The sequence below is a fragment of the Symbioplanes lichenis genome (genome assembly GCF_030709675.1).
Classification (GTDB): Bacteria; Actinomycetota; Actinomycetes; order Mycobacteriales; family Micromonosporaceae; genus Actinoplanes; species Actinoplanes lichenis.
Map to the genome: position 1 here is coordinate 386,116 of NZ_JAUZQD010000008.1, position 26,045 is coordinate 412,160.

A 26,045-nucleotide genomic window follows, 5' to 3' on the forward strand; every position below is an offset into this window, starting at 1 on the left:
GCGCCACCGGGCCGGGCGAGGGAGGATGGTCCGGTGGCGTACGACGCGTTTCTCCTGCTCTCCTTTGGCGGCCCCGAGCATCCCGACGACGTGATGCCGTTCCTGCGCAACGTGACGCGCGGGCGCGGTGTCCCCGAGGAACGGCTCGCCGAGGTCGCCGAGCACTACTACCACTTCGGCGGGGTGTCGCCGATCAACCAGCAGTGCCGCGACCTGCTGGCCGCGGTCCAAGCCGACTTCTCCGCCCACGGGGTGCAGCTGCCCGCGTACTGGGGGAATCGCAACTGGGGCCCGATGCTGGCCGACACCGTGGCGCAGATGCGCGACGAGGGGATCACGTCGGCGCTGGGCTTCGCGACCAGCGCGTACGGGGGCTATTCGTCCTGCAAGCAATACTGGGAGGACATCGCGCAGGCCCGCGCGAAGGTCGGCCCGGGCGCGCCGGCGATCACCAAGCTGCGGCAGTTCCACGACCACCCGGGCTTCGTCGGCCCGCACGTCGAGGCGGTCCGCTCCGCGCTGGGCACCCTCGACCCGGCCCGCCGCGCGAGCACCCGCCTGGTGTTCACCGCGCACTCGATCCCCAACTCCATGGCGGCGACCGCGGGCCCGACCGGCGGCCGCTACGAGGCGCAGCTCAACGAGACCGCCGCCCTGGTGCACGCCCAGGCCGCGAGCGACCTGCCGTGGGACCTGGTGTGGCAGAGCCGCTCCGGCCCGCCGCAGGTGCCGTGGCTCGAGCCCGACATCAACGATCACCTGAAGGCCCTGGCCAAGGAGGGCGTGACCGACGTCGTGGTCAGCCCGATCGGCTTCGTCTCCGACCACCTCGAGGTCATCTGGGACCTCGACAACGAGGCCAAGGAGACCGCCGGGGAGCTGGGCCTGGGCTACGCCCGCGCGGCCACGCCCGGCACCCACCCGGCGTTCGTCACGATGATCCGCGAGCTCGTCCAGGAGCGCACCGCGGGCGTCGACCGCGACCGGCTCGGTAGTCTGCCGGTCTGGGACGTCTGCCCGGCCGACTGTTGCCCGGCCCCGCAACGACGAGGAGCCTCATGACCGAGCGCAAGGCCATCGAATCCTGGCTGACCGACATGGACGGAGTCCTCGTCCACGAGGGCGTGCCGGTGCCGGGGGCCCCGGAGTTCGTCAACCGGATGAAGGAGAGCGGCAAGCCGTTCCTCATCCTCACCAACAACTCCATCTACACGCCGCGTGACCTGCAGGCCCGCCTGGCCCGCATGGGCTTCGACGTGCCCGAGCAGTCGATCTGGACGGCCGCGCTGGCGACCGCGCAGTTCCTGGCCGACCAGCGCCCGGGCGGCACGGCCTACGTCATCGGCGAGGCCGGCCTGACCACGGCCATGCACGCGGCCGGCTACATCCTGACCGAGTTCTCGCCGGACTATGTCGTGCTCGGCGAGACGCGCACCTACAGCTTCGAGGCCATCACCAAGGCCGTCCGGCTGATCAACGACGGCGCCCGCTTCATCTGTACGAATCCCGACGCCACCGGCCCGTCCAACGAGGGCGCGCTGCCGGCCGCAGGCTCGGTCGCCGCGATGATCAGCAAGGCGACCGGCGTCGAGCCGTACTTCGTCGGCAAGCCCAACCCGATGATGATGCGCTCGGCCCTCAACGTCATCGGCGGCCACAGCGAGAGCACCGCCATGATCGGCGACCGGATGGACACCGACGTGCTGTGCGGGCTCGAGGCCGGGCTGGAGACGATCCTGGTGCTGACCGGGATCAGCACGCGCGAGGAGAGCGAGCGCTATCCCTACCGCCCGTCGCGCATCGTCGACAGCGTGGCGGATCTGATCGGCGAGATCTGATGCCCTGGCCCCTCACGCGGGGGCCAGGGTCTTCCGCACCACCCAGCGATGCTTGCCGATCTGACGATCACGGACAAAACCCATCTTCTCGTACGTCGAGAGCGCCCCGTGAAAAGAAAGCCGGCTGCCACGGAGCCGGCGCTCTCCGGGTAGCCCTCCACGGTCCCGCCCCCGAGCTCCGCGATGAGATCGAGCGCCCCGGCCAGCGCGGCCGTGGCGACCCCTTGCCGCCGGTGCCCCTTCCCGACGAAGTTGCAGGCGATCCGCCAATCGGGCGGGACCGGCCGGTCCCGCTCGTACGCGGCTCTGTTCTTGATCGCCGGCACTTCCTGCGGTGAGCCGAACTGACACCAGCCCACGCAGTCGCCCCCGTCGAAGACGAGCGCGGCGTGCGCCTGCCCGCCGAGCACCCGCTGCTGTTTCGCTGTCTTGTTCAGGCCGGGGTCACGCCGGGACAGCCCCCCGTGGAAGCCCATGCACCAGCAGCCGCCGAAGACGCCGTTGTTGCGCTCGACCAGGGCGGCGAACGCGTCCCAGGTCGACGCGTCCAGGGGACGGATCTCATAGGTCATGGCTTGCACCTCACGTAGCGTCATACCACATAGTCGAGGCATGGCATTCCACTACGACGCGATCGGATCGCCTCGCCCATCGGGGCCGCCTGCGGTGACGCCCGCACGGGGTTGAACGTCGGCGTGGGCACCGGCTCCCGCCCCATCCGGACCACCCGCGTCGCGCCGCGCCCCTCCTCTTTCCGGGAGCGAGAGCGCCCGGGCCGTTGTGCTTGCGCGGTTCCGCGTGGGTGCCCTCGAGCGGTCCTCGTCCTCGGCCGCGCCCTCGTTACCTTGCCCGCATTCATGGTGCTCGGGTGGTTCCGCGTGGGTCGCCTCGCGCGCGTTGTCGCGTGGAGGTCCGACGACCCGGATCGCATGGTCGCCGGAGGGGCCGACCTCATGGGCGACCTCGCCGCACGGCCCGCTGACCTAGGGGCGACGTCACCGCTCAGCCCGCTGATCTTCTGGGGCGACCTCGCCGCACAGCCCGCTGACCTCATGGGTGACGTCACCGCTCAGCCTGACAAGCTCGACACCGAGCTAGCACGCCATGGCCGTCCCCGCACCGCGCCGTCTCGCAAGGGCCTCCCCACGCCGCCTCGCCGCCCGTGATGTCGGACTCCCATCCCTTGCCGTAATCCTCGCCGGCGGTGTCCCGCGTGGCCGACTCGCCGACACCGCTGCTGTGACCCGGGATGTCCGGGCGGGCCGGCTGTCGACGCTGGGGCTTCGCCTCAGGGGCTTGAGGGCGGCTACGGGGAGGGCGTGAGCGCGGGCCAGGGGGCGCGTGGCCGGCGGCGGCTGCTCTCGATCAGGTGCTTGCGCGGGGCGGGCCGGAGGGCGTGAGGCCGGCGGCGGCCGCTCTCGATCAGGTGCTCGCGCGGGGCGGGGTCGGAGGGGGCGTGAGGGCGTGTCAGGGGGCGTGGGGTCGGCGGCGGATGCCGGGCGGGCGGCGGCCGCTCTCGATCAGGTGCTCGCGCGGGGCGGGGTCGGAGGGGGCGTGAGGGCGTGTCAGAGGGCGTGGGGTCGGCGGCGGATGCCGAGCAGGCGGCGGCCGCTCTCGATCAGGTGCTCGCGGAGGGCGGCGTCGCCGAGGGCCAGCAGCTCCGGATCGGTCAGCGGGCCGCGCAGGCCCGTGACGAAGACCGACAGCGCCACGCGGGTCGCCATCGTGGCGGGGTCGGTGCCCGTCAGCGCCAAGGACTCGGCGAGCTCGGCGAAGCCCAGCGCGTCGACCTCGGCCTGCAGCACGCTGCCGATGTAGGGGTCGCCCATGACCACTTGGAACTCGTCGTTGTGCGCGACGGCGAGGTCGACGATGCCGATGAGCATCGCGTCCAGCCGGGCATTGCGACCCCGCTGGGCCCCGATGACACGAGCCAGCTCGGCGATCCCGGCGATGATCGGCTCCAGGACGCCGCGTACCAAATCGTCCTTGGTCTTGAAGTGGTAGTAGACAGCAGCCTTCGAGACGCCCATCAGGTCCGCGATCGCCTGCAGGGACGTGCCCTCGACACCGTGCAGCGTGAAGAGCCGCCGCGCGGTCTCGAGAACCTGGACCCGCCCGGCCCCCCGGGGTCTCGTGCCCGCTGCCATGGTATCGCCTCCCTCGCTGGAAAACTAACCATACGGCAAGCCTGGTACTAGCCGGAAGGCAAGTGTGATACTGGCCGCATGGCAAGAAATAAACTGGCCGAGCGTCAAGTTTAAGCCGATGCTGGGAAGCGCCGAACGGCATAGATGAGCCGGTAACGAGCAGGCGAGGGAGAGTGCGATGGCGACGTTGCTGTACAGGTTGGGGCGGTTCTCGTTCCGGCGGAGGCGCCTTGTGCTGGCGTTGTGGGTGCTGGTCCTGGCGCTCCTGGGAGTGGGCGCGGTGACGCTGTCCGGCTCCACGACCAGCGCCTTCTCCATCCCCGGCACGGAGTCGTCCCGGGCCCTCGACGTGATCGGGGAGAAGATGGGCGGCGGCGGCAACACAGCGTCCGCCAAGGTCGTGTTCACCGTCTCCGGCGACGCGACGCTGACCGGTGGCTCGCCGAAGGCCGCCATCGAGCGGGCCGTCGCCAAGCTGCAAACCGCCCCGCAGGTGGCCGCGGTTGCCGACCCCTACGAGTCGCAGACCGTGTCGCAGGACGGGCAGACCGCCTACGCGACGGTCACCTACCGGGTCGCTGCCGTCGACCTGACCGAGGCCGACAAGGAAGCCCTGCTCGCGGCGGGCGACACCGCGAAGAGCGCCGGCGTCGGGGTCGAATACGGCGGCGACGCCACGCAGGCGGGCACGGAGGCCGGAGCCACCGAGGTGCTCGGCGTCGTCGTGGCCGCCGTGGTCCTGCTCGTCACGTTCGGTGCGCTCGTGGCGGCCGGACTGCCCCTGCTCACCGCGATCGTCAGCGTGGGCGTCGGCATGGCCGGGATCCAGATCGCCACCGGCTTCTTCGACCTGTCCGGCAGCACCTCGGCGCTCGCCTTGATGCTGGGCCTGGCCGTCGGCATCGACTATGCGCTGTTCATCGTCACCCGCTATCGGCACGAGCTCGGCGCCCGGGATCCCGAGGAGGCTGCCGCCCGCGCCGTGGGCACCGCCGGTTCCGCCGTGGTGTTCGCGGGCTTGACGGTCGTCATCGCCCTGGCCGCCCTCGCCGTTGTCGGCATCCCGTTCCTGGCCGCCATGGGCTTCGCCGCCGCGGGCACCGTCGCGGTCGCCGTGGTCATCAGCCTCACGCTGCTGCCGGCCCTGCTGGGCTTTGCCGGCACCAAGGTGCTGCCCAAGAAGCAGCGCGCCGGTGCCGCCGAGCCGACCGGCAAGACGCCGGCGGGTGAGCGCTGGGCCCGTGCCGTCGTCAAGCACCGGGTGCTCGCGCTGCTGGTGCCCGTGCTCGCGATCGGTGTCGTGGCGATTCCCGCGCTGGACCTGCGCCTGGCCCTGCCGGACGACAGTTCGGCAGCACCGGACTCCACCCAGCGCAAGGCCTACGACCAGCTCGCCGAGGGCTTCGGCGCCGGCTTCAACGGACCGCTGGTCATCGTGGTCGAGGCCCCCGCCGGGCAGGCCGCCACGGCCGGCGCCCAGGCGCAGAAGATCATCTCCGGTCTTGCCGACGTCGTCCTCGTCACCCCGCCGACGCCCAACCAGGCCGGCGACACGGCCCTGCTCAATGTGATCCCGAAGAGCGGGCCCACCAGCGAGGACACCAAAGACCTCGTGCACGCGATCCGAGCCCAGGAGTCGGGCTTCACCGCGGCGACCGGAGCCACGCTCGCCGTCACCGGCACGGCCGCGATCAACATCGACGTGTCCGAGAAGCTCAGCGACGCGCTGCTGCCCTACTTGGCGGTCATCGTCGGGCTGGCCTTCATTCTGCTGATGCTGGTCTTCCGCTCGATCCTGGTGCCGGTCAAGGCCACGCTGGGCTTCCTGCTGTCGGTCGTGGCGGCGTTCGGGGCGCTGGTCGCGGTCTTCCAGTGGGGCTGGCTCGCGGACCTCTTCGGCGTCGACTCCACCGGCCCGCTCGTCTCGTTCATCCCGATCTTCCTGATCGGCATCCTCTTCGGCCTGGCCATGGACTACGAGCTCTTCCTGGTCAGCCGCGCCCGCGAGGACTACGTGCACGGCGCCGCCCCCGACGAGGCAATCATCAGCGGCGTCAAGCACGGCGCCCGCGTGGTCACCGCGGCTGCCCTCATCATGATCAGCGTCTTCGCCGGCTTCGTCCTGGCCGACGACACGATCATCAAGTCGATCGGCTTCGCCCTGGCCTTCGGCGTGGCCGTGGACGCCTTCCTGGTCCGCATGACCATCGTCCCGGCCGTCCTGTCCCTGCTCGGCCGCTCCGCCTGGTGGCTGCCCCGCTGGCTCGACCGAGCCCTCCCCAACGTCGACGTCGAAGGCGAGCAGCTCACCAAGCACCTCGCCGCCACCGAACCCGAGCGCGAACTCCAACACATCTGACCCACCCGTCACCGCCCGCCGCGCTCGGGCACCGGCAGTCGCGCTGGGCACCGGCCGTCGCTTTCGAGTGCCGACCGCGCTCGGGCGTGCACCGCCGCGCTCGAGCGCCGGCTGCCGCGCTCGGGCTCCGGCCGTCGCGCTTGAGCGCCGTCCGCCGGGTTCGTGCGCTGTCCGCCGGGTTCGTGCACCGGCCGCCGTGCTCGGGCGCGCAACGCCCGTGCTCGGGCGCGCAACGCCCGTGCTCGGGCGCGCAACGCCCGTGCTCGGGCGCGCAACGCCGTGCTCGGGCGCGCAACGCCGCACTCGGGCGCCCGCTGCCGCGCGCGGGCACCGGCTGCTACGCCTGACCATGGGCTGCCGGGCTCGCCCACCGGTTGCCCGCCCGACCACGGAGGAAGACCGGTTGGCCTGCACGGCTACGGAGGAAGGACGAAACCGTGCAGAAGATCAGCTCGCCGGCGCCGAGGCGTGTCGAGGGTGGGACGGTCGCGTGGCGCAGGGCGGTTGGTCGGCGGGGTGGAGGTCAGGGGGTGAAGAGGGCGTTGAGGCGGTAGGTGATGACGTCGACGGCTTCTTCGGGGGTTCGGGCGCCGACCAGGACCATGGAGGAGAGGCCGGCGGCCAGGGCTCCGAGGGTGCGGGCTTCCTGGGTGGGGTCGGCGGTCGGGGGGATGTGGCCGGTTTGCTGGGCGCTTCGGATCTGGGTGGTGAGGACCTTCTCCATCGAGTCCTGGGGGAGGGGGTCCGGTCCTGCCGCGGCGGCGGAGGCGAGGGACGGGTCGGCCAGGGCAGCGGAATAGTAGGCGCCGTGGACGCGGGCCATCATGAGGCTTTCGTCGTCGGTGGGGAGGGCTTCGATCAGGCAGATCCGCATGATGTCGCGGGGGCCGGGCGGGCGGCCCAGTTCGCGGAGGCGGGTTCGCATGCGGTCGGCCATGGCTCGGGTCAGGTAGTGGAGGGCGTCGGCGAGGAGGCGGTCCTTGGTGGCGAAGTAGTACTGGACGAGGCGGACCGAGACGCCGGCTTCGGTGGCTACCTCGCGCAGGGTGGCCGCCTGGAGGCCGCGGGTTGCCGCGATGCGCCAGACGGCTTCGGCGATCTGCCTTCGCCGCACCTCGTGATCGACCCGCTTCGGCACGCCCTCACTGTGGCACAGGGGCCGCGGCCGGCCGTGCGGCACCCGCGATCGGTTGACCGTCGATGCCGCCGGCGCACCGGGTTCAGGACGGGCGGGGCGGCGTGTCGGGTTCAGGACGGGCGGGGCGGCGTGTCGGGTTCAGGACGGGCGGAGGCCGGCGAAGAGGTCGTCCTCCGGGAGCGGGGCGCCGGTGGTGTCGTGGACGCGGACGTAGGTTTCGGTGCGCATCAGCTTGGCGAAGCCCTCCTTGCCCAGGTTGAGGAAGAAGGCGCTGTCGCCCTGGCTGGCGTGGGCGGCGAGGGCGTCGTACTGCTGGTCGGTGAACTCGCTCGTGTCCAGCCAGGTGGTGATCTGGTCGTCGGGCAGGCCCTCGGGCGGCGTCTCGGTCTGGTCGGCGGGCTCCTCCCAGGTGATGCCGAGCTCTTGCAGCCGCTCCTGGAAGTTTTGCACCCACGACTCGGGCACGACGCTCCAGTAGACCTTGGCCGGGCCTCCGGCCAGGGCGACCGCGGCCATCGTGACGCGGTGGGCCTGGATGTGGTCGGGGTGGCCGTAGCCGCCGTTCTCGTCGTAGGTGACCACGACGTCGGGGCTGTGGCGGCGGATCAGCTCGGCCAGGCGCTGGGCGGCCTCGTCGACCGGGGTGGTCCAGAAGGCGCCGGGCGCCTCGTTGGCCGGCCAGCCCATCATGCCGGAGTCGTGATAGCCCAGCGTCTCCAGATGGGTGACGCCGAGGGTCGCGCAGCTGGCCTCCAGCTCGCGGCGGCGGGTGGCCACGACGGCCTCGGGGTCGTGACCCGGGTCGCCGGGCTTGACGCCGTCCGGCCCGTCGCCGCAGCGGCCGTCGGTGCAGGTCACGACGATGGTGGTGAGCCCCTCGGCCGCGTACCGGGCGAGGGCCCCGCCTGTGCTGGTCACCTCGTCGTCGGGGTGTGCGTGCACCGCCATCAGTGTGAGAGTCATGGTGTCACCTTAGAGAAGGGATCATGATGACGACTGTGGGCAGCGGACCGTTGCGGGTCCTGGCGCTGCACGGGTGGTTCGGCTCCGCGCGCGGCTGGGGTCATCTGCCGGACCTGATCGACCGCGAGCGGCAGACGTGGGTCTTTCCCGACTTCCGGGGGTACGGGCAACGCCGGGACGTGGCCGGCGAGCACACCGTGGCCGAGATGGCCGCCGACGCGCTCGCGGTCGCGGACGAGCGGGGCTGGGACCGTTTCGCGGTCGTCGGGCACTCGATGGGCGGCAGCGCGGCGCAGCACCTGCTCGCCGACGCGCCCGGCCGGGTCACGCACCTGATCGGCATCAGCCCGGTGCCCGCGAGCGGCGTGCCCTTCGACGAGCAGGGCTGGGCGCTCTTCTCCGGGGCAGCCGGCAGTGCCGAGCACCGGCGCACCATCGTGGACCTCGTCACCGGCAACCGGCTCGCGCCACGGTGGGTCGATGCGCTCGTACGGGAGAATTTGGCTTCTTCCGACGCCGCGGCCTTCGGTGCGTACCTGGAATCGTGGGCCCGCACCGATTTCGCCGCCCGCGTCGCCGGCAGTCCCGTTCCCGCCCTCGCGATCGTCGGCGCGCACGATCCGGCGATCAGTGCGGCGGTGATGGAGGCGACGTGGCTGCCCGCCTATCCGAACGGGCGGCTCGAGGTGCTGGCCGAGGCGGGCCACTACGCCATGGACGAGACCCCGGTGCGCCTGATCACGCTCATCGACGAGTTCCTGTCCGCCAGAGAGCAGCATGGAGCGTCCACCTGAGAAAGGCACGGATCGTCAGCCGGAGACGGGCGGAGAGCGCCCGCCGGGGAGGAACGGGAATCGTCTGCCGGGCACGGACGGGGAGCGTGGTGATCATGCTGCGGTCGCCACCGCCGCGGCTTCGGCGTATTTTCGGCAGGCCCTCTACGGCACGACCGAGCCCGCGGCCGACCGGCGCGTCGTCGACCTGCTCGGGGCGCTGGGCCGGTCCGACCCGCGTACGTGGGCCGCGCTCACGGTGCTGCGCGCCAACCCCACCGACCCGGTGGCGACCGCGGCCCTCGAGCAGCGGATCGCCGAGGTGGCCCGGCGCGATCAGGTGTTCCGGGACGCGCTGGCGCGCACCCTCCACGGTGAGTGGTGAGCTCAGAAGCCCGCGGCGATCTGCTCGAACCAGCGGTTCGCGGCGCGGGTGTGCAGCTCGAAGCCCAAAGGCTCCGGGCGCGTCAGCACCTCGCGCCCCCGGGTCTCGTCGTCCGCGTGCTCGGGGAGGTCGGCGACGGACGCCAGGGCCGGCAGCAGACCGAAGATGAGCAGCGTGCCGTCGGGCGCACTGACGGCGTCGAACAGGCGGACGTCGGCGGGATCCGCGCGTACGCCGGTCTCCTCGGCCAGCTCCCGCGCGACCGACTCCTCCCAGGTCTCGCCGGTCTCCATGAAGCCGCCGGGCAGCGCGAGCCGATCGGCGGCGGGCGGGACCGCGCGCCGGATCACGAGCAGGCCCGCGCCGACCGGCTGCAGGGCGACCGCGACCGGCTTCGGGTTGAGATAGCTGGTCTCGCCGCACGCGGCGCAGCGGCGCGGCCAGGGCTGACCGGGGGTGAAGCGCGCACCGCAGAACGTGCAGTGCGCGTAGCGGTCAGGCATGCAGCGGCGAGTTGCAGGCGGCGACGAGGGCCTGGCGGCAGGCACTCATCAGCGGGCGCAGGGCGGCGTCGCGCTGCTGGGCCTCGTAGTTGTTGACCGCGCCGCCCGGGGCGTTGTGCTCGGCGAGGGCGAGGACCTGGTCGAGGATGCTGGCCCGGGCGAACAGCCGCCGCGAGCGCGGGTCGAAGCCGGGCGGCAGGGTCGCCGTGCTCTCCGGGCGGCGCAGGGCCTGCAGGGCGCCGGCCAGCTCCGGGCGCCACTGGGCGATGTCGAGGCGGGCCAGCTGGGTCGTCGCCTCGGCCAGCACGCGGGTCAGCTCGGCCTCGGCCTCCGCCGAGCCCATCTGGAACACCGGCTTGTAGTCGGCGACGGGATGGAAGCGCCACAACACCGTCTCGAACGTCACACCGGAGCCCGACGTGTGGGTGCGTACCTCGGGAACCACCCCGTAGTCCGGGGTCATCACCGCCTCGCCCGCCAGCATCGCGGCGCCGGTCAGCTCGCCGGGGCCGGGCAGGCCGCGCGGGTCGCCGGGCACGGGCAGCACCAGGCGGATGTCGTCGGGGTGCAGCTTGGCCAGCGTCGGCAGGGCCTGGGTCAGGGACACGTCGGTCCACGTGCCCGGGGCGTCGGTGACGAGGTGTTCCTCGTCACCGGCGATCTCGTCGGCCAGCTCGTCGAAGGGCACGAGACCGGCGCGCCAGGCGCGTACCCAAGCGACGAACCGGGTCGACCGGCGCGCCGTCAGCGTCGCCGCATCTGCTGCGGGGGACATGCAGGCAAGGGTACGTGCCATCGCGCGAACTTGTCTCGGCCGGAGCGTCGGACCGGCGTGTCCGGGCGTACGGGAGTTACGGTGCGTTTCATGTATGGGGAGGACGTGCTCTCGGGCAACTGGCGGCGCCGCAAGGTCATACCCGAGGTGGACGCCGAGCCCGGCCTGGTCGTCGAGGACGCCGGCGCCGGCTTCTGCGGGGCGGTGGTCGGCTTCGAGTACGGCGCCGTGGTCCTCGAGGACCGGCACGGCAAGCGCCGCAACTTCCCCCTGGAGCCGGCCGGCTTCCTCCTCGAGGGACAGCTGGTCACGCTCCGCCGCCCGGCCGCCGCCCCGGCCGCTCCGCGACAGCAGCGCACGGCCTCCGGCTCGGTGGCGGTCGCCGGCGTCAAGGCGCAGGTCGCCAAGGCCAGCCGCATCTGGGTCGAGGGCATCCACGACGCCGCCCTGGTCGAACGCATCTGGGGCGACGACCTGCGCATCGAGGGCGTCGTCGTCGAACCCCTCGACGGCATCGACGACCTCGCCGGCGCCGTCCGTGATTTCCGTCCCAGCCGCGGGCGCCGCGTCGGCGTCCTCGTCGATCACCTCGTCCCGGGCTCGAAGGAGAGCCGCATCGTCGCGGCGGTCACCGATCCGAACGTGCTGGTGACCGGTCATCCGTACATCGATGTCTGGCAAGCGGTGAAACCGGCGAGCGTGGGCCTGCGCGCCTGGCCCGACATCCCGCGCGGCCAGGACTGGAAGGAGGGCGTCTGCCGCGCGGTGGGCATCGCCGAGCCGTACGAGATGTGGCGCCGCATCCTCGCGAGCGTCAGCAGCTACAAGGACGTCGAGACGCCCCTGATCAACGCCATGGAACGCCTCATCGACTTCGTCACCGAGCCCGCGGAGTAGATAATCCCCGAATGCCCGGTGCGGGCGCCCAGGGTCGCCTAGCCTCGCAGGTGGAGGTGGCCGTCTTGCCGTACTCGCCGCATTCCGGGCAGCCCGTCGTCCTGATCGTCGAGGACGACGAGGACGTGCGTGACCTCGTGGCGCATTCGCTGGGCCGGCGCGGCTTCGAGGTGCTCGCCGCCGCGGACAACAGTGGGGCCGAGGCCATCTGCCGGGAGCGGGCCGGCCGGATCGACATCCTCATCGCCGACCTGTCGCTGCCCGGCGAGGTGCCCGGCGAGCTGGCGCGCTGGGTGGCGTCGATCTATCCGAGCATCAAGATCGTGTACCTCAGCGGCATCCCGCGGCACGTCGCGCTGAGTTCCGGGCTCGTGCAGGCCACGGCGCCCTATCTGGAGAAGCCGGTCAATCCGGAGGTGCTGGCCGGCACGCTCACGAGCCTGCTGCCGCGGGCCAAGGTCGCGTCGGACGACTGGTGACGTCCGGTCACGAGCGAGGCATCCGGGCCCGGCTCGACGAGATCGGCGACTGGGAGGAGCCGGGGCCCGGGCGCGCGCTGATCGTGCGGATGCTCCGCTCGTACGTGACGAAGACGCCTCCGGGCATGGACCGGCTGGATGAGCTGGCCGCCCAGGGCGACCTCGATGGCGTACGCGACCAGGCGCACGCCCTCAAGGGATCCGCGACCAACCTCGGGGTGACCGCCCTGGCCGAGCTGTTCGCCCGCATCGAGGACGAGGCCCGCGCCGGGCGGATGGCGCCGCTGGACGGCATCCGCACCACCTACGCCGAGGTGGCGCCGGTCTGCACGAGCCTGGCCGACGAGCTCGATGTCAGGCCAGTTGATACGGATCGCGGCTGAAGACGAACGTCGCGATGTCCAGCTTGTCGACCGTGCCGTCCGGGGTGCGCAGGACGTGGAGCAGCTCGCCGGCGTTCGTGCCGGCCGTGCCGCGCCAGCGGTCCGGGGCCTCGCGGGTGAAGCGCCACGGGGACCGGGCGGAGGAGCCGACCGGCGCCATGACCAGGTCGGCGCCGGCCGGGGCGACCTCGTACTCCATGCCCATCCACCACCAGCGGCCGCACAGCTCGGTGGCTTCGCCCTGCGGGGGCGGGGCGGGCTGCCACGGCACGACGACCTCGGGCGTGGCGTCGAGGACGGCGGTGAGGGCGTCCAGGGCGACCGTGCGGATGGTGGTGCCGCGGAGGGCGTACGCGTTGGCGAAGGCGACGACCCCCACCCGGCTGGGCCGGTGCACCAGGATCTGGGCGGCGTAGCCGGGCATCGAGCCGCCGTGGCCGACGTAGATGCGCTCGCCGACCCGGTTCAGCTCCGGGCCGAGGCCGTGGCCGGCCGTCCACGTCTCGTCCTGCATGGCGATCGGGGTGCACATCTCGTCGAGCGTGGCCCGGGCGAGCACCGCGGGCGCCGGGTCGGCCAGGAAGCCCACCCACTTGGCCAGATCGGTCGCGGTGGACCACAGCTGGCCGGCGGCGGCCATCGCGCCCGCGTCGGGGCGGGGCTCCTCGTGCAGGCGGCCGTCGAGGGCGTGGACGACATACCCCCGGGCGTACGGCTCCACGGGCAGATACGTGGTGCGTTTCATGCCCAGCGGTTCGAGGACGCGTTTGGTGACCCGCGTGGCCCACGGCTCGCCGGTCACCCGGTGGACGACGGCGCCCAGGAGGCCGTACGCCAGGTTGGAGTAGTGGTAGTCGCGCCAGGGCGGGCCGGCGATCTTGTCGGCGGTGAGGCCCGACAGCAGCTCGTCGACGGACTGGCCGGCGGTGCGCTCCCACCACGGGCCGTCGGGCTCGCGGCGCAGGCCCGAGACGTGCCCGAGGAGCTGGCGCAGCGTGACGGCGCCGAGCGGGGTGCCGGGCAGGTGGCGGTAGAGCAGGTCGTCCAGGCTGAGGGCGCCCTCGTCGCGCAGCTGGAGGATCAGGGTGGCGGTGAGTGTCTTGGTGATCGAGCCGATCCGGTACTGGGTCTTGGGGTCCGGCGGCGGTGTCTCGCCGGCCCCGGTGAAGTGCAGCAACGAGCGGTCCTGGACCACCGCCAGGGCCAGCGAGGGGGCCCGGCCGGTGCGCTGCGCGCGGGCGGCGATCCCGGTGACGGTCCGGGCGATCTCGGGGAGCAGCGGCACAGGTGGTCCTCCATAAGTCGGTCAATGGCCTAACTACGCGGCCGCGCGCGAAGAAACGCGAAAAAGTGGGGGCCGCGCCGGATCGTCGGAGGTGCGGGAACGTGTCAGGATCGAAGCATGGAATCGGTCCTGTGGCTCGTGCTCGCGATCGCGCTGGCGATCGGCGAGGCCTTCACGGCGACCTTTCTGATCATCTTCTTCGCGGCGGGTGCGCTCGCGGCGGCCGGCGTGGCGGCGCTCGGCGGCCCGGTGCTGCTCCAGGTCATCGTCTTCGCGATCGTCTCCGGGCTCTCGGTCGGCACGTTGCGGCCGCTCATCACGCGGCACGCCAAGTCCGCGCTGGAGACGGGCGAGACACCGTTCGGCATCGAGGCGCTCGAGGGGCAGCACGCCACCGTCCTCGAGGCCGTCGGCGCCGACCACGGCCTGGTCAAGGTCGAGGGGGAGTTGTGGACGGCACGATCGTTCGACGGCCACGAGACGTACGAGCCGGGCGAGCGCGTCCGCATCATCAAGGTCAAGGGCGCCACGGTCATCGTGTGGCGTGACGAGACCCCGAACATATAGGGGGGAGCACCTGTGGAAGCAGTGCTCGGCGTACTCATCTTCGTGATCGCGCTCTTCGCGGTGATCACGCTCATCCGGTCGGTTCGGATCGTTCCCCAGCAGCGCATGGACGTCGTCGAGCGGCTCGGCAAATACAAGCGCACCCTGTCGCCCGGCCTCAACCTGCTCGTGCCGTTCGTCGACGCGGTGCGGACCAAGGTCGACATGCGCGAGCAGGTCGTCAGCTTCCCGCCGCAGCCCGTCATCACGTCCGACAACCTCGTGGTCAGCATCGACACGGTGCTCTACTTCAAGGTGGTCGACCCGGTCCGGGCCACGTACGAGATCTCGAACTTCCTGCAGGCCATCGAGCAGCTGACCGTCACCACCCTGCGCAACGTCATCGGCTCGCTCGACCTCGAGCGCGCCCTGACCAGCCGCGAGGAGATCAACCGGCACCTGTCCGGGGTGCTCGACGAGACCACGGGCCGGTGGGGCATCAAGGTCACCCGGGTCGAGATCAAGGCCATCGAGCCGCCGCCCAGCATCCGCGACTCCATGGAGAAGCAGATGCGCGCCGAGCGCGACCGCCGCGCCGCGATCCTCAACGCCGAGGGTCACAAGCAGGCGCAGATCCTCACCGCCGAGGGTGAGAAGCAGGCCGCCGTGCTGCGCGCCGACGGTGACCGGCAGGCCCGCATCCTGCAGGCCGAGGGTCAGGCCAAGGCGATCCGCACGGTCTTCGACGCCATCCACACGTCCAACCCGTCGCAGAAGGTCCTCGCCTATCAGTACCTGCAGTCGCTGCCGCAGATCGCCAACGGCACGGCCAACAAGGTCTGGATCATCCCGACCGAGCTGTCCAAGGCCCTCGACGGCCTCGGCGGCGCGCTCGGCGGACTGGCCAACATGGCCGGTGACAAGCCGTCGGAGGCCGTCGACGCGGCCGCCGTCGAGCGCGAGGCCGTCGCCGCGGCCGAGGCCGCGGCGGCCGAGGCCCAGGCGGTCAACGCCCAGGTACGCGAGGCCGAGGCGCAGGTCAGCGGGGACAACGCCCCGAAGGGCCTGCCCGCGCCCGAGACGATCCCGCCGTCGTCGGCCCTCGGCGCCGCCGACTACAACGGAGCCGGGGAGCCCGAGCGGGCATAACACTTAGGGTGCAACACGGGAGTAAAGAGGGCCAAACCCCGCGCGAGAGCGCGGGGTTTTGCCATGGTGGACTTCCCGACGGTGCCCCCGGCCGCTCGCCCGACCCAAGGCGGAGCCATGAGCACGAGCCAGTACCAGACCGCGAGCGGTCGACCCCTGCGTGTCGCCCCGGCCTGGGTGGGCGCGCCCGGCACCGAGATCGCCGACCCGACCGCCTTCCCCGTACGCGACGCGGTGTGGATCTGGTCGGTCCGCCGCTACGCCCGCACCGCCCTCTGGGCCCTGCCCGCCGGCGCCGTCCTGCACGGCTGGGCCACCCTCGGTGTCGCCACCCCGCCGGGCCCGCTGCCCGTCCAGCTGGCCGCCGGCTGGCTCACCACGGTGGCCATGATCGCGCTGGCCGGCCTGCTCGCGGGCACCCGGGCGCGCCGCTCCGCCGCCGCCGGCCTCCTGGTCAGCCTGGCCGGCGCCGTCCTCTGGCTGCCGCTCACCACCGTCCCCGCCGGGGCGCCCGTCCCCGCCGCCGGCCTGCCCGCCGACCACGTGCGCACCGCCGCCCTGGTCGCCGCGGCCGTCCTGGGCGCCGGCTGGTTCCTGCTGGGCTGGGCGGTCTTCCGCTCCCGCCTGGTCAACCCGGCCGACGGCATCCTGCTCATGCTGGCCGCCGTCTCCGTGGGCGCGGGCACCTTCGCGGTCAAGCCGCTGCCGACGGTCGGCGCGCTGCTGCTGCTCGCCGCGGGCATGGGCCTGGCCTGGACCGGCGGGCGGCTGGCCCCGCGGTCTTGAAGCGCCCCTTCTGATCAGGCGGGCACGGGACCGAGCAGCAGCCCGCCGTCGAGGACGTACTCGGAGCCCGTCGCGAACGCGGCGCCGGCCGACGTCAGGAACAGCAGCAGCTCGCTGACCTCGGCCGGATCGGCGAGGCGCGGGATCGCGTACGGCTCGGGGGAGTAGACCTCGGCGATCGCCGGGTAGCCGGCGGCGGGCGGCTCGGTGATGAGCGGCGTGGACACGACACCGGGCTCGATCGCGACGACGCGGATGTTGTCGCGGGCCAGCTCCAGCGCGGCGGTGCGGGTCAGGCCGCGGAGCGCCCACTTGCTCGCCACGTAGGCCCCGAAGTACGCGGTGCCGCCGTGGCCCATCGTCGATCCGATGTTGACGATCACGCCTCCGCCGGCGCGGCGCAGCGACGGGGTGACGGCCTTGATGCCCAGGTACGGGCCGGTGACGTTGACGGCCAGCGTCGCGTCCCACAGCTCGCGGCCGGTGTGCTCGACCAGCGTCGCCGGGTGCTGCGTACCGGCGTTGTTGACCAGCACCGACACCGGCCCGAAACGGTCCTCGGCGGCGGCCACCGCGGCCTGCCAGCCGGTCTCCACGGTCACGTCGAGGCGCTGGAACAGGGCCCGGTCGCCCAGCTCGGCGGCGAGTGCTGTGCCCGCTTCGGCGTCCCGGCCGGCGATGACGACCCGGGCCCCTTCCCCGTGGTACGCGCGGACGTGGGCCGTACCCATGCCGGAAGTGCCCCCGGTGACGAGCACAGTGCGGTTCTCGAAACGACGCATGGTCCACTCCTTGATGGCGAGGTGAGCCACTCGACTCGCCACGAACGGTAGAGCTCGTCCGGGTGGTGAGTCAAGTGACTCAGGTCGCTATGGTGGAGGGGTGACGCCGTCGACGTACCACCGCAATCTCGCCGAGCAGAAGCGCTCGGCCATCATCGACGCGGCCACCCGGCTGTTCCTCGAGCTCGGTTACGGCGGCACGTCGCTGGCCCGCATCGCGACCGAGGCGGACGTGTCCAAGGCAACGCTGTTCAAGCAGTTCCCGACCAAGGCCGCGCTGTTCGACGCCATCGTCACCGACTACTGGAAGGTGGCGCCCGGGGCAGACCAGGCGCCCGGGCCCGGCGACCTGCACGCCGGGCTGGTCGCGATCGGCCGTCGCTATGTCGCGTTGCTCACCCGGCCCGGGATGGCCGACCTCTTCCGCATCGTCATCGCCGAGGTGCCGCGCTTCCCCGAGCTCGGGCGCACCCAGTTCGAGCTGGGCAAGCTGCCCTTCTTCGAGACCGTGCGGGCCTATCTGGAGTCCGAGGCGGCCGCCGGCACGGTCACGCTGCCGGACCCCGTGCTCGCGGCGACCCAGTTCCTCGGCATGATCGCCGACTACGTGTTCTGGCCGCGCATGCTGCTGGTCTCCTGGGACCCGGCGCCGGCCGCCATGGACCGGGCCGTCGAGGAGGCGGCGCGCACCCTGGCGGCGCGTTTCCTGGCAGAGTGACGGCATGAGCAAGGTGGTCGCTGACATCTCGATGTCGCTGGACGGATTCGTGACGGGACCTGACCCCGGGCCGCTGGCCGGTCTGGGCCGGGACGCGGACGGCCTGCACACGTGGGCCTTCGCCGACGACGCCGTGGACCGGGAGGTGCTCGCCTCCGCCACCGACGCCACCGGGGTGGTGGTCATGGGCCGCCGCACGTTCGACGTGATCGACGGGCCCGAGGGGTGGAGCGACACCGTCGGGTACGGTGCCGGGCTCGCCGCCGTGCCGCCTGTGCTCGTGGTCACGCGGACGCCGCCCGCCGAGATGCGGCTCGACCGGGACCGGTTCACGTTCGTCGTCGACGGGGTGCGGAGTGCCGTCGCCAAGGCACGGGACCTGGCCGGGGGGCGGGACGTGGTGCTGATGGGCGGCGGTGCGCTGATCCGGGGGGCGATCGACGCGGGGGTCGTACAGGAGCTGCGGTTGCACTTGGCGCCTTTGACCCTGGGCGGGGGGACGCCGCTGTTCGCCGAAGGGTCGGTGCCGCGGCGCTTCCGGCAGATCCACGTGCGTCCGTCCGCGCACGCGGTGCACCTCACGTACCGGATCGATTGAACTTTGCTCCTCGTGCTTCTTTCGGCGCCGCTTCTGGCGCTCCAGCGCTGCTCCTGGCGCTCCGGCGCTGCTCTTGGCGCCCCTCAGCGCTCCTTCACCGCGACAGCTCGTAGAAGGCGATCGCGGCCGCAGTCGCCACGTTGAGCGAGTCCACGCCGGCGTGCATCGGGATCGACACGCGGACGTCGCTGGCTGCCATCGCCCGGCGGGTCAGACCCGGGCCCTCCGCGCCGAGGAGCAGGGCGGGCCGCTCACGCTGGGCGTCGGTCAACTGCGCCAGGGGTACGGTGTCCGCGCCCGGTGTCATCGCCAGCAACGTGAAGCCGGCCGCGCGTACGGTGTCGAGCGCCTCGGCCCAGTTCTCGGTCTTCGCGTACGGGATGGCGAACACCTCGCCCATGCTGACCCGCACCGACCGCCGGTAGAGCGGGTCGGCGCAGTCGGGGGACAGCACCACCGCGTCGATGCCCAGGGCCGCGGCGCTCCGGAACAAAGCGCCCAGATTGGTGTGCGTGTTGAGCCCCTCGAGCACGGCCAGCCGGCGCGCCTTCGCGAGCAGGTCGGGCAGCTCGGGCAGCGGGCGCCGGTGGAACGACGCGAGCACCCCGCGGTGCACGTGGAAACCGGTGATGGACTCGAGGACCGGGGGCGCCCCGGCGTACACGACGGCGTCGTCCGGGAGGTCGGTGAGCTGGTTCACACGCTTCTCGTCGACGAGGACCGAGCGCAGGCGGTAGCCGACCCGCAAGGCGCGCCGGATGACGAGCTCACCCTCGGCGATGAAGAGCCCGTTCGGCGGTTCCCACCTGGTACGCAGCTCGACGTCGGTCAGGGCCCGGTAGTCCGCGATGCGGTCGTCGTCGGGGGTGGTGATCTCGGCGTACGGCACAGGGGCATTGTGCCCGGCGCCCACCCGGCGGCGGACCGGTGGGTTGACGACCGTTTTGTCCCTCGGCGTCCCTGTACTGTTGCGGCCGTTGAAAGGACGGTGGTCACGATCACCCAGCTCCGCACCGACCGGCTGCTCCTGCGGCAGTGGCGCGACGACGACCTGCTCCCGTGGGCGGCGCTCAACGCGGACCCGCTCGTGCGCGAGTTCCTCGGCCCGGCGCTGACCTATGAGCAGAGCGCCCAGTCGCTGGAGCTCTTCCGGTCCGAGCTGGCGGCGCGCGGCTGGGGCTGGTGGGCGGTGGAGGTGCCGGCGACCGGCGAGTTCATCGGCTTCGCGGGGCTCGACCCCACCGACAAGACCAGCCCGGTGCCGGGCGTCGAGATCGGCTGGCGGCTGGCCCGCGCGGCATGGGGTCACGGCTATGCCACCGAGGCGGCGCACGCGCTGCTCGACTTCGGCTTCGCGGAGCTGGGGCTCGGCGAGATCCTGGCCATCACGGTGGCGACCAACCAGCGCTCGCGTGACGTCATGCACCGCCTCGGCATGACCCACGACCCGGCGTGCGACTTCGAGGACCCGGAGATCCCGGCGGGTCCGCTGCGGCACAACGTGCTCTACCGGATCGCTCGCCCAAGGGTCGGTGTGTGAGTGGGGCGCGCCGCAGCCCGGCCCCCACTCACACACCGACCCTTTAAGGTGGCTTGATGGCTGTGCCTTTGCTTCTCGCCGGGGTGTGCTGATGCTGGTCGACTCCCTCGACGTGTTGAGGCGCCGGCGCAGCGCCAAGTGGCGCGCGCATCCCGAGGATGTGCTGCCGATGTTCGTCGCCGAGATGGACGTGCCGATCGCCCCGGTGATCGCCGACGCGCTCAAGGCGGCGATCGACGCCTCCGACACCGGCTACGCGGATGCCGACGCGCCGGAGTTCGGGGCGGCCGTCGCGCGGTTCGCGGGCCGCCGCTGGGGCTGGGAGGTCGATCCCGCCCGGGTCACCCCGATCACCGACGTGGGCGTGGGCGTGGTCGAGCTGCTGCGCCTGGTGGCCCGGCCCGGCGACACCGTGGTGATCAGCCCGCCGGTCTACCCGCCGTTCTTCGAGTGGACGCCCGAGGCGCGGCTGCGGCTGCACGAGGTGCCGCTGACCGCCGGCTATCGGCTCGACCTGGCCGCCCTGGAGGTGGCGTTCGCGGAGCGCCCGGCCGCCTATGTCCTGGCCAACCCGCACAACCCGGTCGGCCGCGTGCACACCCCGGAGGAGCTGGCCGCGCTGGTCACGCTGGCCTCCGAGTACGGCGTGACGGTCATCAGCGACGAGATCCACGCTCCGCTCGTGCTGCCGGGCGCCACGCACACGCCGTTCCTGAGCATCCCGGGGGCCGGGGCGGTCGGGGTGAGCCTGATCTCGGCCAGCAAGGCCTTCAACCTGGCCGGCCTGAAATGCGCCGCCGTCGTCGAAGGCGCCGGTCTCGACTCCGGCGTCGCCTCTCGTGCCGATGCCAGTGGTGGTGGCGGGGACGCCGGTGCCAGTGCCGGCATTGGCGGGGTGGCTGGAGTCGGCGGGGCGGCCGGCGTCGGCGCGGGTGCCGGTGCTGGTGGGGGTGCGCGGGATCTCGCGGCTCGGTTTCCGCCGGATGCCCGCTGGCGGACCGGTCACTTCGGGCTGCTGGCCACGGTGGCCGCCTTCACCGAGGGCGACGCCTGGCTCGACGACCTCCTGACCTTCCTCGCCGAGCGCCGCACCCAGCTGGCCGCCCTCCTCGCCGAGCACCTCCCGGCCGTCACGTGGCGCCCGCCCGAGGCGACGTACCTCGCCTGGCTGGACTGCCGGGCCCTCGACCTCGGCGACGACCCGGCGGCGGTGTTCCTGGACAAGGGGCGGGTGGCGCTCGAGCCCGGCGTCGACTTCGGCGCCCAGGGCGCGGGCTTCGTACGCCTCAACTTCGGCACGAGCGCGGAGATCCTCGAAGAGGGCGTCCTCCGGATGGCGCGCGCCCTCGGCTGATCCGCTTCTCCCACTGCTTCCGTCTCTCCCCGGCGACGGTCCTGCCTGCTCGCGCCGGTCTGGCTCGCCGGACTTGCTGGCTCGCGCCGGGATCGCGGTGCCGTCCTGTCCGGCATCCGGCAGGGCCGGGTCGCCGCGAGGGCGGGCGGCGGGAGCGCTCCGGCAGTACGGTTGTCCTGTTGGCGTGGTTCCGCGAACGGGGGGTGTGCCGTGTCATCCGGTTCCGACCCGCACATGCTCGCCCTCTTGCGGGCCATCCGCCTCCGCCTGGCCGCCCCGGACGCCGTCGCCGCGGCCGCCGCGGACGTCGCCGAGGCCCTGAGTGGCGAGATCACCCGCGACGGGCCGGACTCCCGCGCCGCCGAGCCGCTGCACCCCGAGCTGATGATGCACCCCGAATGGCCCGGCCACCACGAGACCCCGGAACTCCCCGCCGCCCACCCCCACCGCGACCTCTCGGCCTCCCGCATCCCCCGCCCCGAGGCCGACCCCGAGCTGTCCGCCCCGCGGGCCGAGTCCGAGGGGTGGAGTGCGGCCGGTCCGGCGGGCGCTCAGGCCAGGTTCGGCACGCTGCCCACCAACACCCCGCGCCCGGCTCCGAGCGCCCCGACCGGTCCGACCGGTCCCGTGAGTACTGGTCCCGCGGGCACCGGTCCTGCGGGCCCCCGTCCTGCGAGCACCGGTCCGGGCAGCACCGGTCCGGGTAGCACCGGCTCGGGAGGCGTGGTGTCCGGCTCGGGCGGGCCGGGCAGTGCGGGTGCGGGTCCCGCCCGGCCGATCGTGGACGGCCCGGCGACGACTTCGGGGCCTGCGTTTCCTTCCGACACCGGTGCGGACCTTCCTCCGCGGGCGCCCGCGGCCGACTTCGACCCCGGTCACCTCCTTGACCTGCTCCCCGACGACCTCAGCGCCCAGGCCCGCGCCCGGGCCGCCCTGGCCGAAGCCGCCGGTCGCGCCACCACGAACCCCGCGCACCTCCTGCCGCCCGCCACGACAGCCCAGCCGCAGCCCGGCGCCGCCCTGACCCCGCAAGGCATGCCGGGACAGAGCACAACCCGGCCAGGCTCGAGCACTCCGGGAGCGAGCGGCCCGGGCTCGACCACAGCGGGCACGGGGGGCTTCGGCGGAGCGTCTCCGGGCGCGGGAGGCTCGGGTGGCGCGCTTTCGGGGGCGGGCATGTCCGGTCGGGTGCTTCCGAGTGCCGGTGGGCCGGCTCCGGCGGGACCACGCGGAACGGTCCCCGTCCCCGGGATGCCCTCCGTGCCGGGCCTGTCCTCGGGGTCGGGCCTGTCGTCCGTGCCGCCGCTGCCGGCTGCCGGTGGTCCTGCCGGCCCTCCTCTGCCGAACCCTGTGCTGCCGGGCGGACTGGGCAGCCGTCCCGCGCGGGACACTCGCCTGCCCGCGGCACCGCCCGTCGGCACCACGCCTGGCGCCATGCCCGGCACGCCCGGCGCCATGCCCGGCACGCCCGGCACACCTGGCGCGGCGCCCGGGAGCTCGTTGCCGGCGCGTTTGCAGGCTCCTGGACTTCCGGTTGTTCTGCCCGGCTTCTCGGTGGCTCCGGCACCTGGCGGTCCGGTGCGTCCCACGCCGCCGGGCGCGACCGTTCCCGCCTTGCCGACCGTTCCTGGCCCACCAGTCCACCCGGGCAATCCGGCCGCGCCCGGCACTCCCGCTCTGCCCGGCGGCTCGACCACGCCCGGCGGCTCGATCAACCCCGGCGGCCCGACCGCCCCCGGCGCCCCGGCTCAGCCCGGCGCACCGATCTTTCCCGGGGGCGGCTCGGGCGGCTCGGGGGGAGTGCATGGGGGGCGGCCGGGGGCGGCTCATGGCGTACCTGGGGGGTGGGATCCCGGACTGGTGCCGGCGGCGTCGCTCGATCCGATCAGTGGGATTCCGCCGATCGGGGCGCCTCGGGCGGCCGGGCCGATGTGGCCGGGTGATCCCGTCGTCGCGATGCCGGGTGTGTCGGGGCCGTGGGACGCGAAGCCCGTCGCGCCCGGTCGGCCCGTGGCGGCGCCCGATGGCATGAACCCGGCCGATGATGCCGCGTTGCAGGAGATTCGGCGGCTGCTCGGCAACAGTTTGACGCTGGCCGGCGGTCCGTCCGATGTGGCGAGCCGGTTGCGGGCGGCGCTCGTGCAGGCGCAGCCGACGCTGTTCGCCGGGGTGCCGGGGAGCGCGGCCACGCAGGTGGAGCAGCTCGCCGAGGGGCTGACCTGGCTGGTGCACCAGGTGGATCAGCCGCCGGCGCTGGTGGCCGGGTTCGGGCGGCTGGGGGCGGCGCTGGCCGAGTGCGGGATCGCGCCGCAGCAGTTGCAGCTGGCGGGGGCCGCGCTGGCCGAGGCGATGCGGGCCGGGATGGCCGCGAACGGCTGGCGGCAGGACTTCGACCAGGCGTGGCGGTCGACCTGGCAGCACGCGTACGAATGGGTGGCGCAGGGCATGACGGCCGCGCGCTACGAGCCCACGACGTGGGCAGCCGTCGTCGTGGCGCACGAGCGGCGGCGGGACGACCTGGCGGTGATCCGGCTGCGACCGTATCTGCCCATGCCGTACGTGCCGGGGCAGTTCGCCCGGATCGAGCTGGCCGAGCTGCCCGGGGTGTGGCGGCCCTACTCGCTGGCCGGAGCGCCGCGCCGCAACAACCTGATCGAGCTGCACGTCCGGGCCAAGACGCTCACCGGTGTCAGCGGCGCTTTGGTGCATCGCACGCGGGTGGGCGACCTGGTACGCCTCTCGCGCGCCGAGGGCTCGATGACGTTGCCGGCCGCGGGGCCCGACGTGCTCATGATCGCGGGGGACACGGGTGTCGCCCCGTTGAAGGCGCTGCTCACCGAGCTGGCCGACACGGGCGACCCCCGGGCGGCGGCGTTGTTCTGGGGCGCGCGGACGCTCGACGAGCTCTATGACATCGAGGAGATCGCGGCGCTCGCCCGGGCGGCGCGGCGGGCCACGGTCATCCCGGTGATCTCGGAGGGGCCCAGCGGACCGTACGCGGCGGGGCTCGTCACGGACGCCGTCGCCGCCTACGGCGAGTGGTCCGGCCACGAGGTCTACCTGGCCGGCCCGCCGCCGATGCTCGCCGCGGTGAGCGCCGCCCTCCAGCACCTCGGCGTCGACCCCGCGCACATCCACCACGACACGCCCGAGTAGACGCCCCGACACTCCCGAGTAACCACCCCACCAACCTCGGCGCGGCGCCGGTCACGCCGACGTCAGCGCGGTGGAACGGCGGGCGAGCCGAGGGACACGCCGACGCGGGCGCATCGGGAGCCAGGCGCGCCCCGAGGAAGGCGCGCCCGGTCCGGAGGGATCAGAGGAACGCCGACAGCGCCTTCGCGTACGCCGGGGGAACGAACGTCTCCCCGCCCGGCGTGAGCACCGCCGCCCGGTCCGCCGCCGCCCATCCGGCGGCGGGAACGGCCGCCCGCAGCGCCGTCACCACCGGCGCGTCCGCCCACTGCGGGTCGTCGGCCAGCATCGTCAGGGCGACCAGCGACTCCTCGACCTCGCCCACGCACTCGAACGGCTTGTGCGCGTCGATCCCCAGCAGCTCCAGATAGCCCGGCACCTGCGCCGGGTCGGCGAACAGGTCGCGCCCGAAGATGCGGGTCAGCCGCTCGCGGGGCATCGACGGGGCCATGGCGAGGGCGACGAAGCGGCACTTCGGGCAGTCGCCGCACCAGCGGGCCGTCGGGTCGTGCAGCTTGAACGCCTTGTTGCAGCTGGTCACCACGTCGTCGTAGCGGTCGAACCGCGCGTACAGCTGGGCGATGCGCAGCTCGGACAGCGACCGCAGCAGCGAGAAGTACGGCTCCGTGAGGCCGGCGTGGGCGGTGACGGCGGCCCGCAGCAGCCCCTCCGCCGCGACGCCCTTGGACCACTGGTGGTTGATCTCGTGACCGTTCCAGATCAGGTTCGGGTCCGAGGCCGAGCGCTCGTTGGACATGACGACCGGCCCCAGCCCGTGCAGGACGGCCGTGGCGATGGCGATGAGCGAGTTGATGGCGGTGACGGGGATGTGCCCGTTGCGCGCGCCGGCCTTGTTGAGCTCGAACAGCTTCGGGTCGAGCTTGCGGCGGGCGGCGAGGGCGGGGAGGCCGGAGGCGGCGTTGACGTTCTCGATGACGTGGTTGGGGTTGACCGAGAAGGGCACCGGGTCGAGCCCGGCGGCGCGCAGGATCTCCAGCGTCACGATGGAGTCCTTCCCCCCTCCCACGGCGGAGAGCGGCCGCTTGTCCGAATTGTCCACGGGAGCTGCCGGAGCCGACACCCCAGGCACGTCGACGGAGAGCTCCAGCACGTACGGCAGCTGGTTCACGTACGCGTACTCGCCCAGCCCCTGGCTGTAGACCGCGTCGAAGAAGGCGGACGCCTCGGCAGGGTAGGCCCGCGGCGCCTCGATCCGCGGCGGCGCCCCGACCTTGTAGTAGCTCACCCCGGCGACGACGTGCAACAACTCCAGCACTCGATGGAACGTGTCCGGAATATCGGACACGTCCGCAACTGGGAACGTGATCGTCTCCGTGAATGACAGATCGTCCAGCGCGTAGTCGAACGTCGCGACGCCCGTCGCGGGGTCGAAGGCGTACGAGGGGAACCTCATGACGTCGAACTGCACCCGTGCACTCCTGTCATCGA

26 protein-coding genes are annotated in these 26,045 nt (G+C 72.8%); 16 read left to right on the forward strand and 10 right to left on the reverse strand.

The genetic code is table 11. The features are described 5' to 3' along the window. The first annotated feature begins 33 nt into the window (after nt 1-33). The gene (locus RAN62_RS21680; protein WP_305786511.1) at nt 34-1,062 is read left to right on the forward strand and encodes a ferrochelatase; all 1,029 of its coding nucleotides are present in this window, start codon (nt 34-36) and stop codon (nt 1,060-1,062) included. Further along, nucleotides 1,005-1,838 (forward strand): HAD-IIA family hydrolase, encoded by an 834-nt coding sequence (locus RAN62_RS21685; RefSeq protein ID WP_438874533.1) that lies wholly within the window; start codon nt 1,005-1,007, stop codon nt 1,836-1,838. Before RAN62_RS21680 ends, RAN62_RS21685 begins: the two co-directional genes overlap by 58 nt. Here RAN62_RS21685 and RAN62_RS21690 read toward each other — a convergent pair. Further along, on the reverse strand, nt 1,784-2,410 hold the full coding sequence (locus tag RAN62_RS21690; protein WP_305786513.1) for a GNAT family N-acetyltransferase: 627 nt from the start codon (nt 2,408-2,410) through the stop codon (nt 1,784-1,786). The two genes, RAN62_RS21685 and RAN62_RS21690, sit on opposite strands and share 55 nt — an antisense overlap. Before the next feature lie 993 nt (nt 2,411-3,403). Continuing rightward, nucleotides 3,404-3,988, reverse strand: a complete 585-nt coding sequence (locus RAN62_RS21695) for a TetR/AcrR family transcriptional regulator (protein WP_305786514.1) — start codon at nt 3,986-3,988, stop codon at nt 3,404-3,406. Between the two features lie 178 nt (nt 3,989-4,166). On the opposite strand from RAN62_RS21695, the gene RAN62_RS21700 reads away from it, so the two are divergent. Next, nucleotides 4,167-6,347: an MMPL family transporter gene (locus tag RAN62_RS21700; RefSeq protein WP_305786515.1), complete on the forward strand. Its 2,181-nt coding sequence runs from the start codon at nt 4,167-4,169 to the stop codon at nt 6,345-6,347. 523 nt (nt 6,348-6,870) lie between these two features. Here the strand turns inward: RAN62_RS21700 and RAN62_RS21705 are convergent. Further along, a complete protein-coding gene (locus tag RAN62_RS21705; protein ID WP_305786516.1) occupies nt 6,871-7,485 on the reverse strand; it encodes a TetR/AcrR family transcriptional regulator in 615 nt (204 codons plus the stop codon). Between the two features lie 138 nt (nt 7,486-7,623). Continuing rightward, the gene (locus tag RAN62_RS21710) at nt 7,624-8,448 is read right to left on the reverse strand and encodes a PIG-L family deacetylase (RefSeq protein ID WP_305786517.1); all 825 of its coding nucleotides are present in this window, start codon (nt 8,446-8,448) and stop codon (nt 7,624-7,626) included. A 23-nt stretch (nt 8,449-8,471) separates the two neighbouring features. On the opposite strand from RAN62_RS21710, the gene RAN62_RS21715 reads away from it, so the two are divergent. After that, nucleotides 8,472-9,242, forward strand: a complete 771-nt coding sequence (locus RAN62_RS21715; protein WP_305786518.1) for an alpha/beta fold hydrolase — start codon at nt 8,472-8,474, stop codon at nt 9,240-9,242. Then, the gene (locus RAN62_RS21720) at nt 9,226-9,606 is read left to right on the forward strand and encodes a hypothetical protein (protein ID WP_305786519.1); all 381 of its coding nucleotides are present in this window, start codon (nt 9,226-9,228) and stop codon (nt 9,604-9,606) included. Before RAN62_RS21715 ends, RAN62_RS21720 begins: the two co-directional genes overlap by 17 nt. Nucleotides 9,607-9,608: 2 nt before the next feature. Here the strand turns inward: RAN62_RS21720 and RAN62_RS21725 are convergent, their stop codons facing one another. Together RAN62_RS21725 and RAN62_RS21730 are read right to left on the reverse strand one after the other, a co-directional pair. Further along, a complete protein-coding gene (locus tag RAN62_RS21725; RefSeq protein ID WP_305786520.1) occupies nt 9,609-10,109 on the reverse strand; it encodes an NUDIX domain-containing protein in 501 nt (166 codons plus the stop codon). Then, complete coding sequence (locus tag RAN62_RS21730) at nt 10,102-10,884, reverse strand: Rv1486c family protein (RefSeq protein WP_305786521.1); 783 nt, start codon at nt 10,882-10,884, stop codon at nt 10,102-10,104. Before RAN62_RS21730 ends, RAN62_RS21725 begins: the two co-directional genes overlap by 8 nt. 90 nt (nt 10,885-10,974) lie before the next feature. Between RAN62_RS21730 and RAN62_RS21735 the strand changes: the two genes are divergently transcribed. The 3 genes from RAN62_RS21735 to RAN62_RS21745 all read left to right on the forward strand — a co-directional run bounded on the left by RAN62_RS21735 (nt 10,975) and on the right by RAN62_RS21745 (nt 12,643). Next, nucleotides 10,975-11,781, forward strand: coding sequence for a DUF3097 domain-containing protein (locus RAN62_RS21735; RefSeq protein WP_305786522.1), 807 nt, complete (start codon nt 10,975-10,977; stop codon nt 11,779-11,781). 65 nt (nt 11,782-11,846) lie between these two features. Further along, the gene (locus tag RAN62_RS21740; protein WP_305786523.1) at nt 11,847-12,260 is read left to right on the forward strand and encodes a response regulator; all 414 of its coding nucleotides are present in this window, start codon (nt 11,847-11,849) and stop codon (nt 12,258-12,260) included. Next, nucleotides 12,257-12,643: an Hpt domain-containing protein gene (locus tag RAN62_RS21745; protein ID WP_305786524.1), complete on the forward strand. Its 387-nt coding sequence runs from the start codon at nt 12,257-12,259 to the stop codon at nt 12,641-12,643. The genes RAN62_RS21740 and RAN62_RS21745 overlap by 4 nt, the downstream gene beginning before the upstream one ends. Here RAN62_RS21745 and RAN62_RS21750 read toward each other — a convergent pair. Further along, nucleotides 12,615-13,928: a serine hydrolase domain-containing protein gene (locus RAN62_RS21750; RefSeq protein WP_305786525.1), complete on the reverse strand. Its 1,314-nt coding sequence runs from the start codon at nt 13,926-13,928 to the stop codon at nt 12,615-12,617. The genes RAN62_RS21745 and RAN62_RS21750 overlap by 29 nt on opposite strands. Nucleotides 13,929-14,045: 117 nt before the next feature. Between RAN62_RS21750 and RAN62_RS21755 the strand changes: the two genes are divergently transcribed. The 3 genes from RAN62_RS21755 to RAN62_RS21765 all read left to right on the forward strand — a co-directional run bounded on the left by RAN62_RS21755 (nt 14,046) and on the right by RAN62_RS21765 (nt 16,409). Beyond that, nucleotides 14,046-14,495 (forward strand): NfeD family protein, encoded by a 450-nt coding sequence (locus RAN62_RS21755; protein WP_305786526.1) that lies wholly within the window; start codon nt 14,046-14,048, stop codon nt 14,493-14,495. 12 nt (nt 14,496-14,507) lie between these two features. Beyond that, on the forward strand, nt 14,508-15,623 hold the full coding sequence (locus RAN62_RS21760; RefSeq protein WP_305786527.1) for an SPFH domain-containing protein: 1,116 nt from the start codon (nt 14,508-14,510) through the stop codon (nt 15,621-15,623). A gap of 117 nt (nt 15,624-15,740) precedes the next feature. After that, nucleotides 15,741-16,409, forward strand: a complete 669-nt coding sequence (locus RAN62_RS21765) for a hypothetical protein (RefSeq protein ID WP_305786528.1) — start codon at nt 15,741-15,743, stop codon at nt 16,407-16,409. 14 nt (nt 16,410-16,423) lie between these two features. Here RAN62_RS21765 and RAN62_RS21770 read toward each other — a convergent pair whose 3' ends face one another. Further along, the gene (locus RAN62_RS21770; protein ID WP_305786529.1) at nt 16,424-17,191 is read right to left on the reverse strand and encodes an SDR family NAD(P)-dependent oxidoreductase; all 768 of its coding nucleotides are present in this window, start codon (nt 17,189-17,191) and stop codon (nt 16,424-16,426) included. A 100-nt stretch (nt 17,192-17,291) separates the two neighbouring features. Between RAN62_RS21770 and RAN62_RS21775 the strand changes: the two genes are divergently transcribed. Both RAN62_RS21775 and RAN62_RS21780 read left to right on the forward strand, forming a co-directional pair. After that, complete coding sequence (locus tag RAN62_RS21775; protein ID WP_305786530.1) at nt 17,292-17,909, forward strand: TetR/AcrR family transcriptional regulator; 618 nt, start codon at nt 17,292-17,294, stop codon at nt 17,907-17,909. Between the two features lie 4 nt (nt 17,910-17,913). Further along, nucleotides 17,914-18,507: a dihydrofolate reductase family protein gene (locus tag RAN62_RS21780; RefSeq protein ID WP_305786531.1), complete on the forward strand. Its 594-nt coding sequence runs from the start codon at nt 17,914-17,916 to the stop codon at nt 18,505-18,507. Between the two features lie 94 nt (nt 18,508-18,601). On the opposite strand, the gene RAN62_RS21785 is transcribed toward RAN62_RS21780, so the two are convergent. Continuing rightward, entirely contained in the window at nt 18,602-19,420 is an 819-nt protein-coding gene (locus tag RAN62_RS21785) for a TrmH family RNA methyltransferase (RefSeq protein ID WP_369077185.1), read from the reverse strand. Between the two features lie 75 nt (nt 19,421-19,495). Between RAN62_RS21785 and RAN62_RS21790 the strand changes: the two genes are divergently transcribed. The 3 genes from RAN62_RS21790 (at nt 19,496) to RAN62_RS21800 (ending at nt 24,557) form a co-directional block, all read left to right on the forward strand. Further along, nucleotides 19,496-20,047 (forward strand): GNAT family N-acetyltransferase, encoded by a 552-nt coding sequence (locus RAN62_RS21790; RefSeq protein ID WP_305786533.1) that lies wholly within the window; start codon nt 19,496-19,498, stop codon nt 20,045-20,047. 91 nt (nt 20,048-20,138) lie between these two features. Continuing rightward, nucleotides 20,139-21,401, forward strand: coding sequence for a MalY/PatB family protein (locus tag RAN62_RS21795; protein WP_305786534.1), 1,263 nt, complete (start codon nt 20,139-20,141; stop codon nt 21,399-21,401). A 2,010-nt stretch (nt 21,402-23,411) separates the two neighbouring features. Beyond that, entirely contained in the window at nt 23,412-24,557 is a 1,146-nt protein-coding gene (locus RAN62_RS21800) for a globin (protein WP_305786535.1), read from the forward strand. 160 nt (nt 24,558-24,717) lie between these two features. On the opposite strand, the gene RAN62_RS21805 is transcribed toward RAN62_RS21800, so the two are convergent. After that, on the reverse strand, nt 24,718-26,025 hold the full coding sequence (locus RAN62_RS21805) for a MurL-like N-terminal domain-containing (protein ID WP_498371880.1): 1,308 nt from the start codon (nt 26,023-26,025) through the stop codon (nt 24,718-24,720). Between the last annotated feature and the right edge of the window lie 20 nt (nt 26,026-26,045).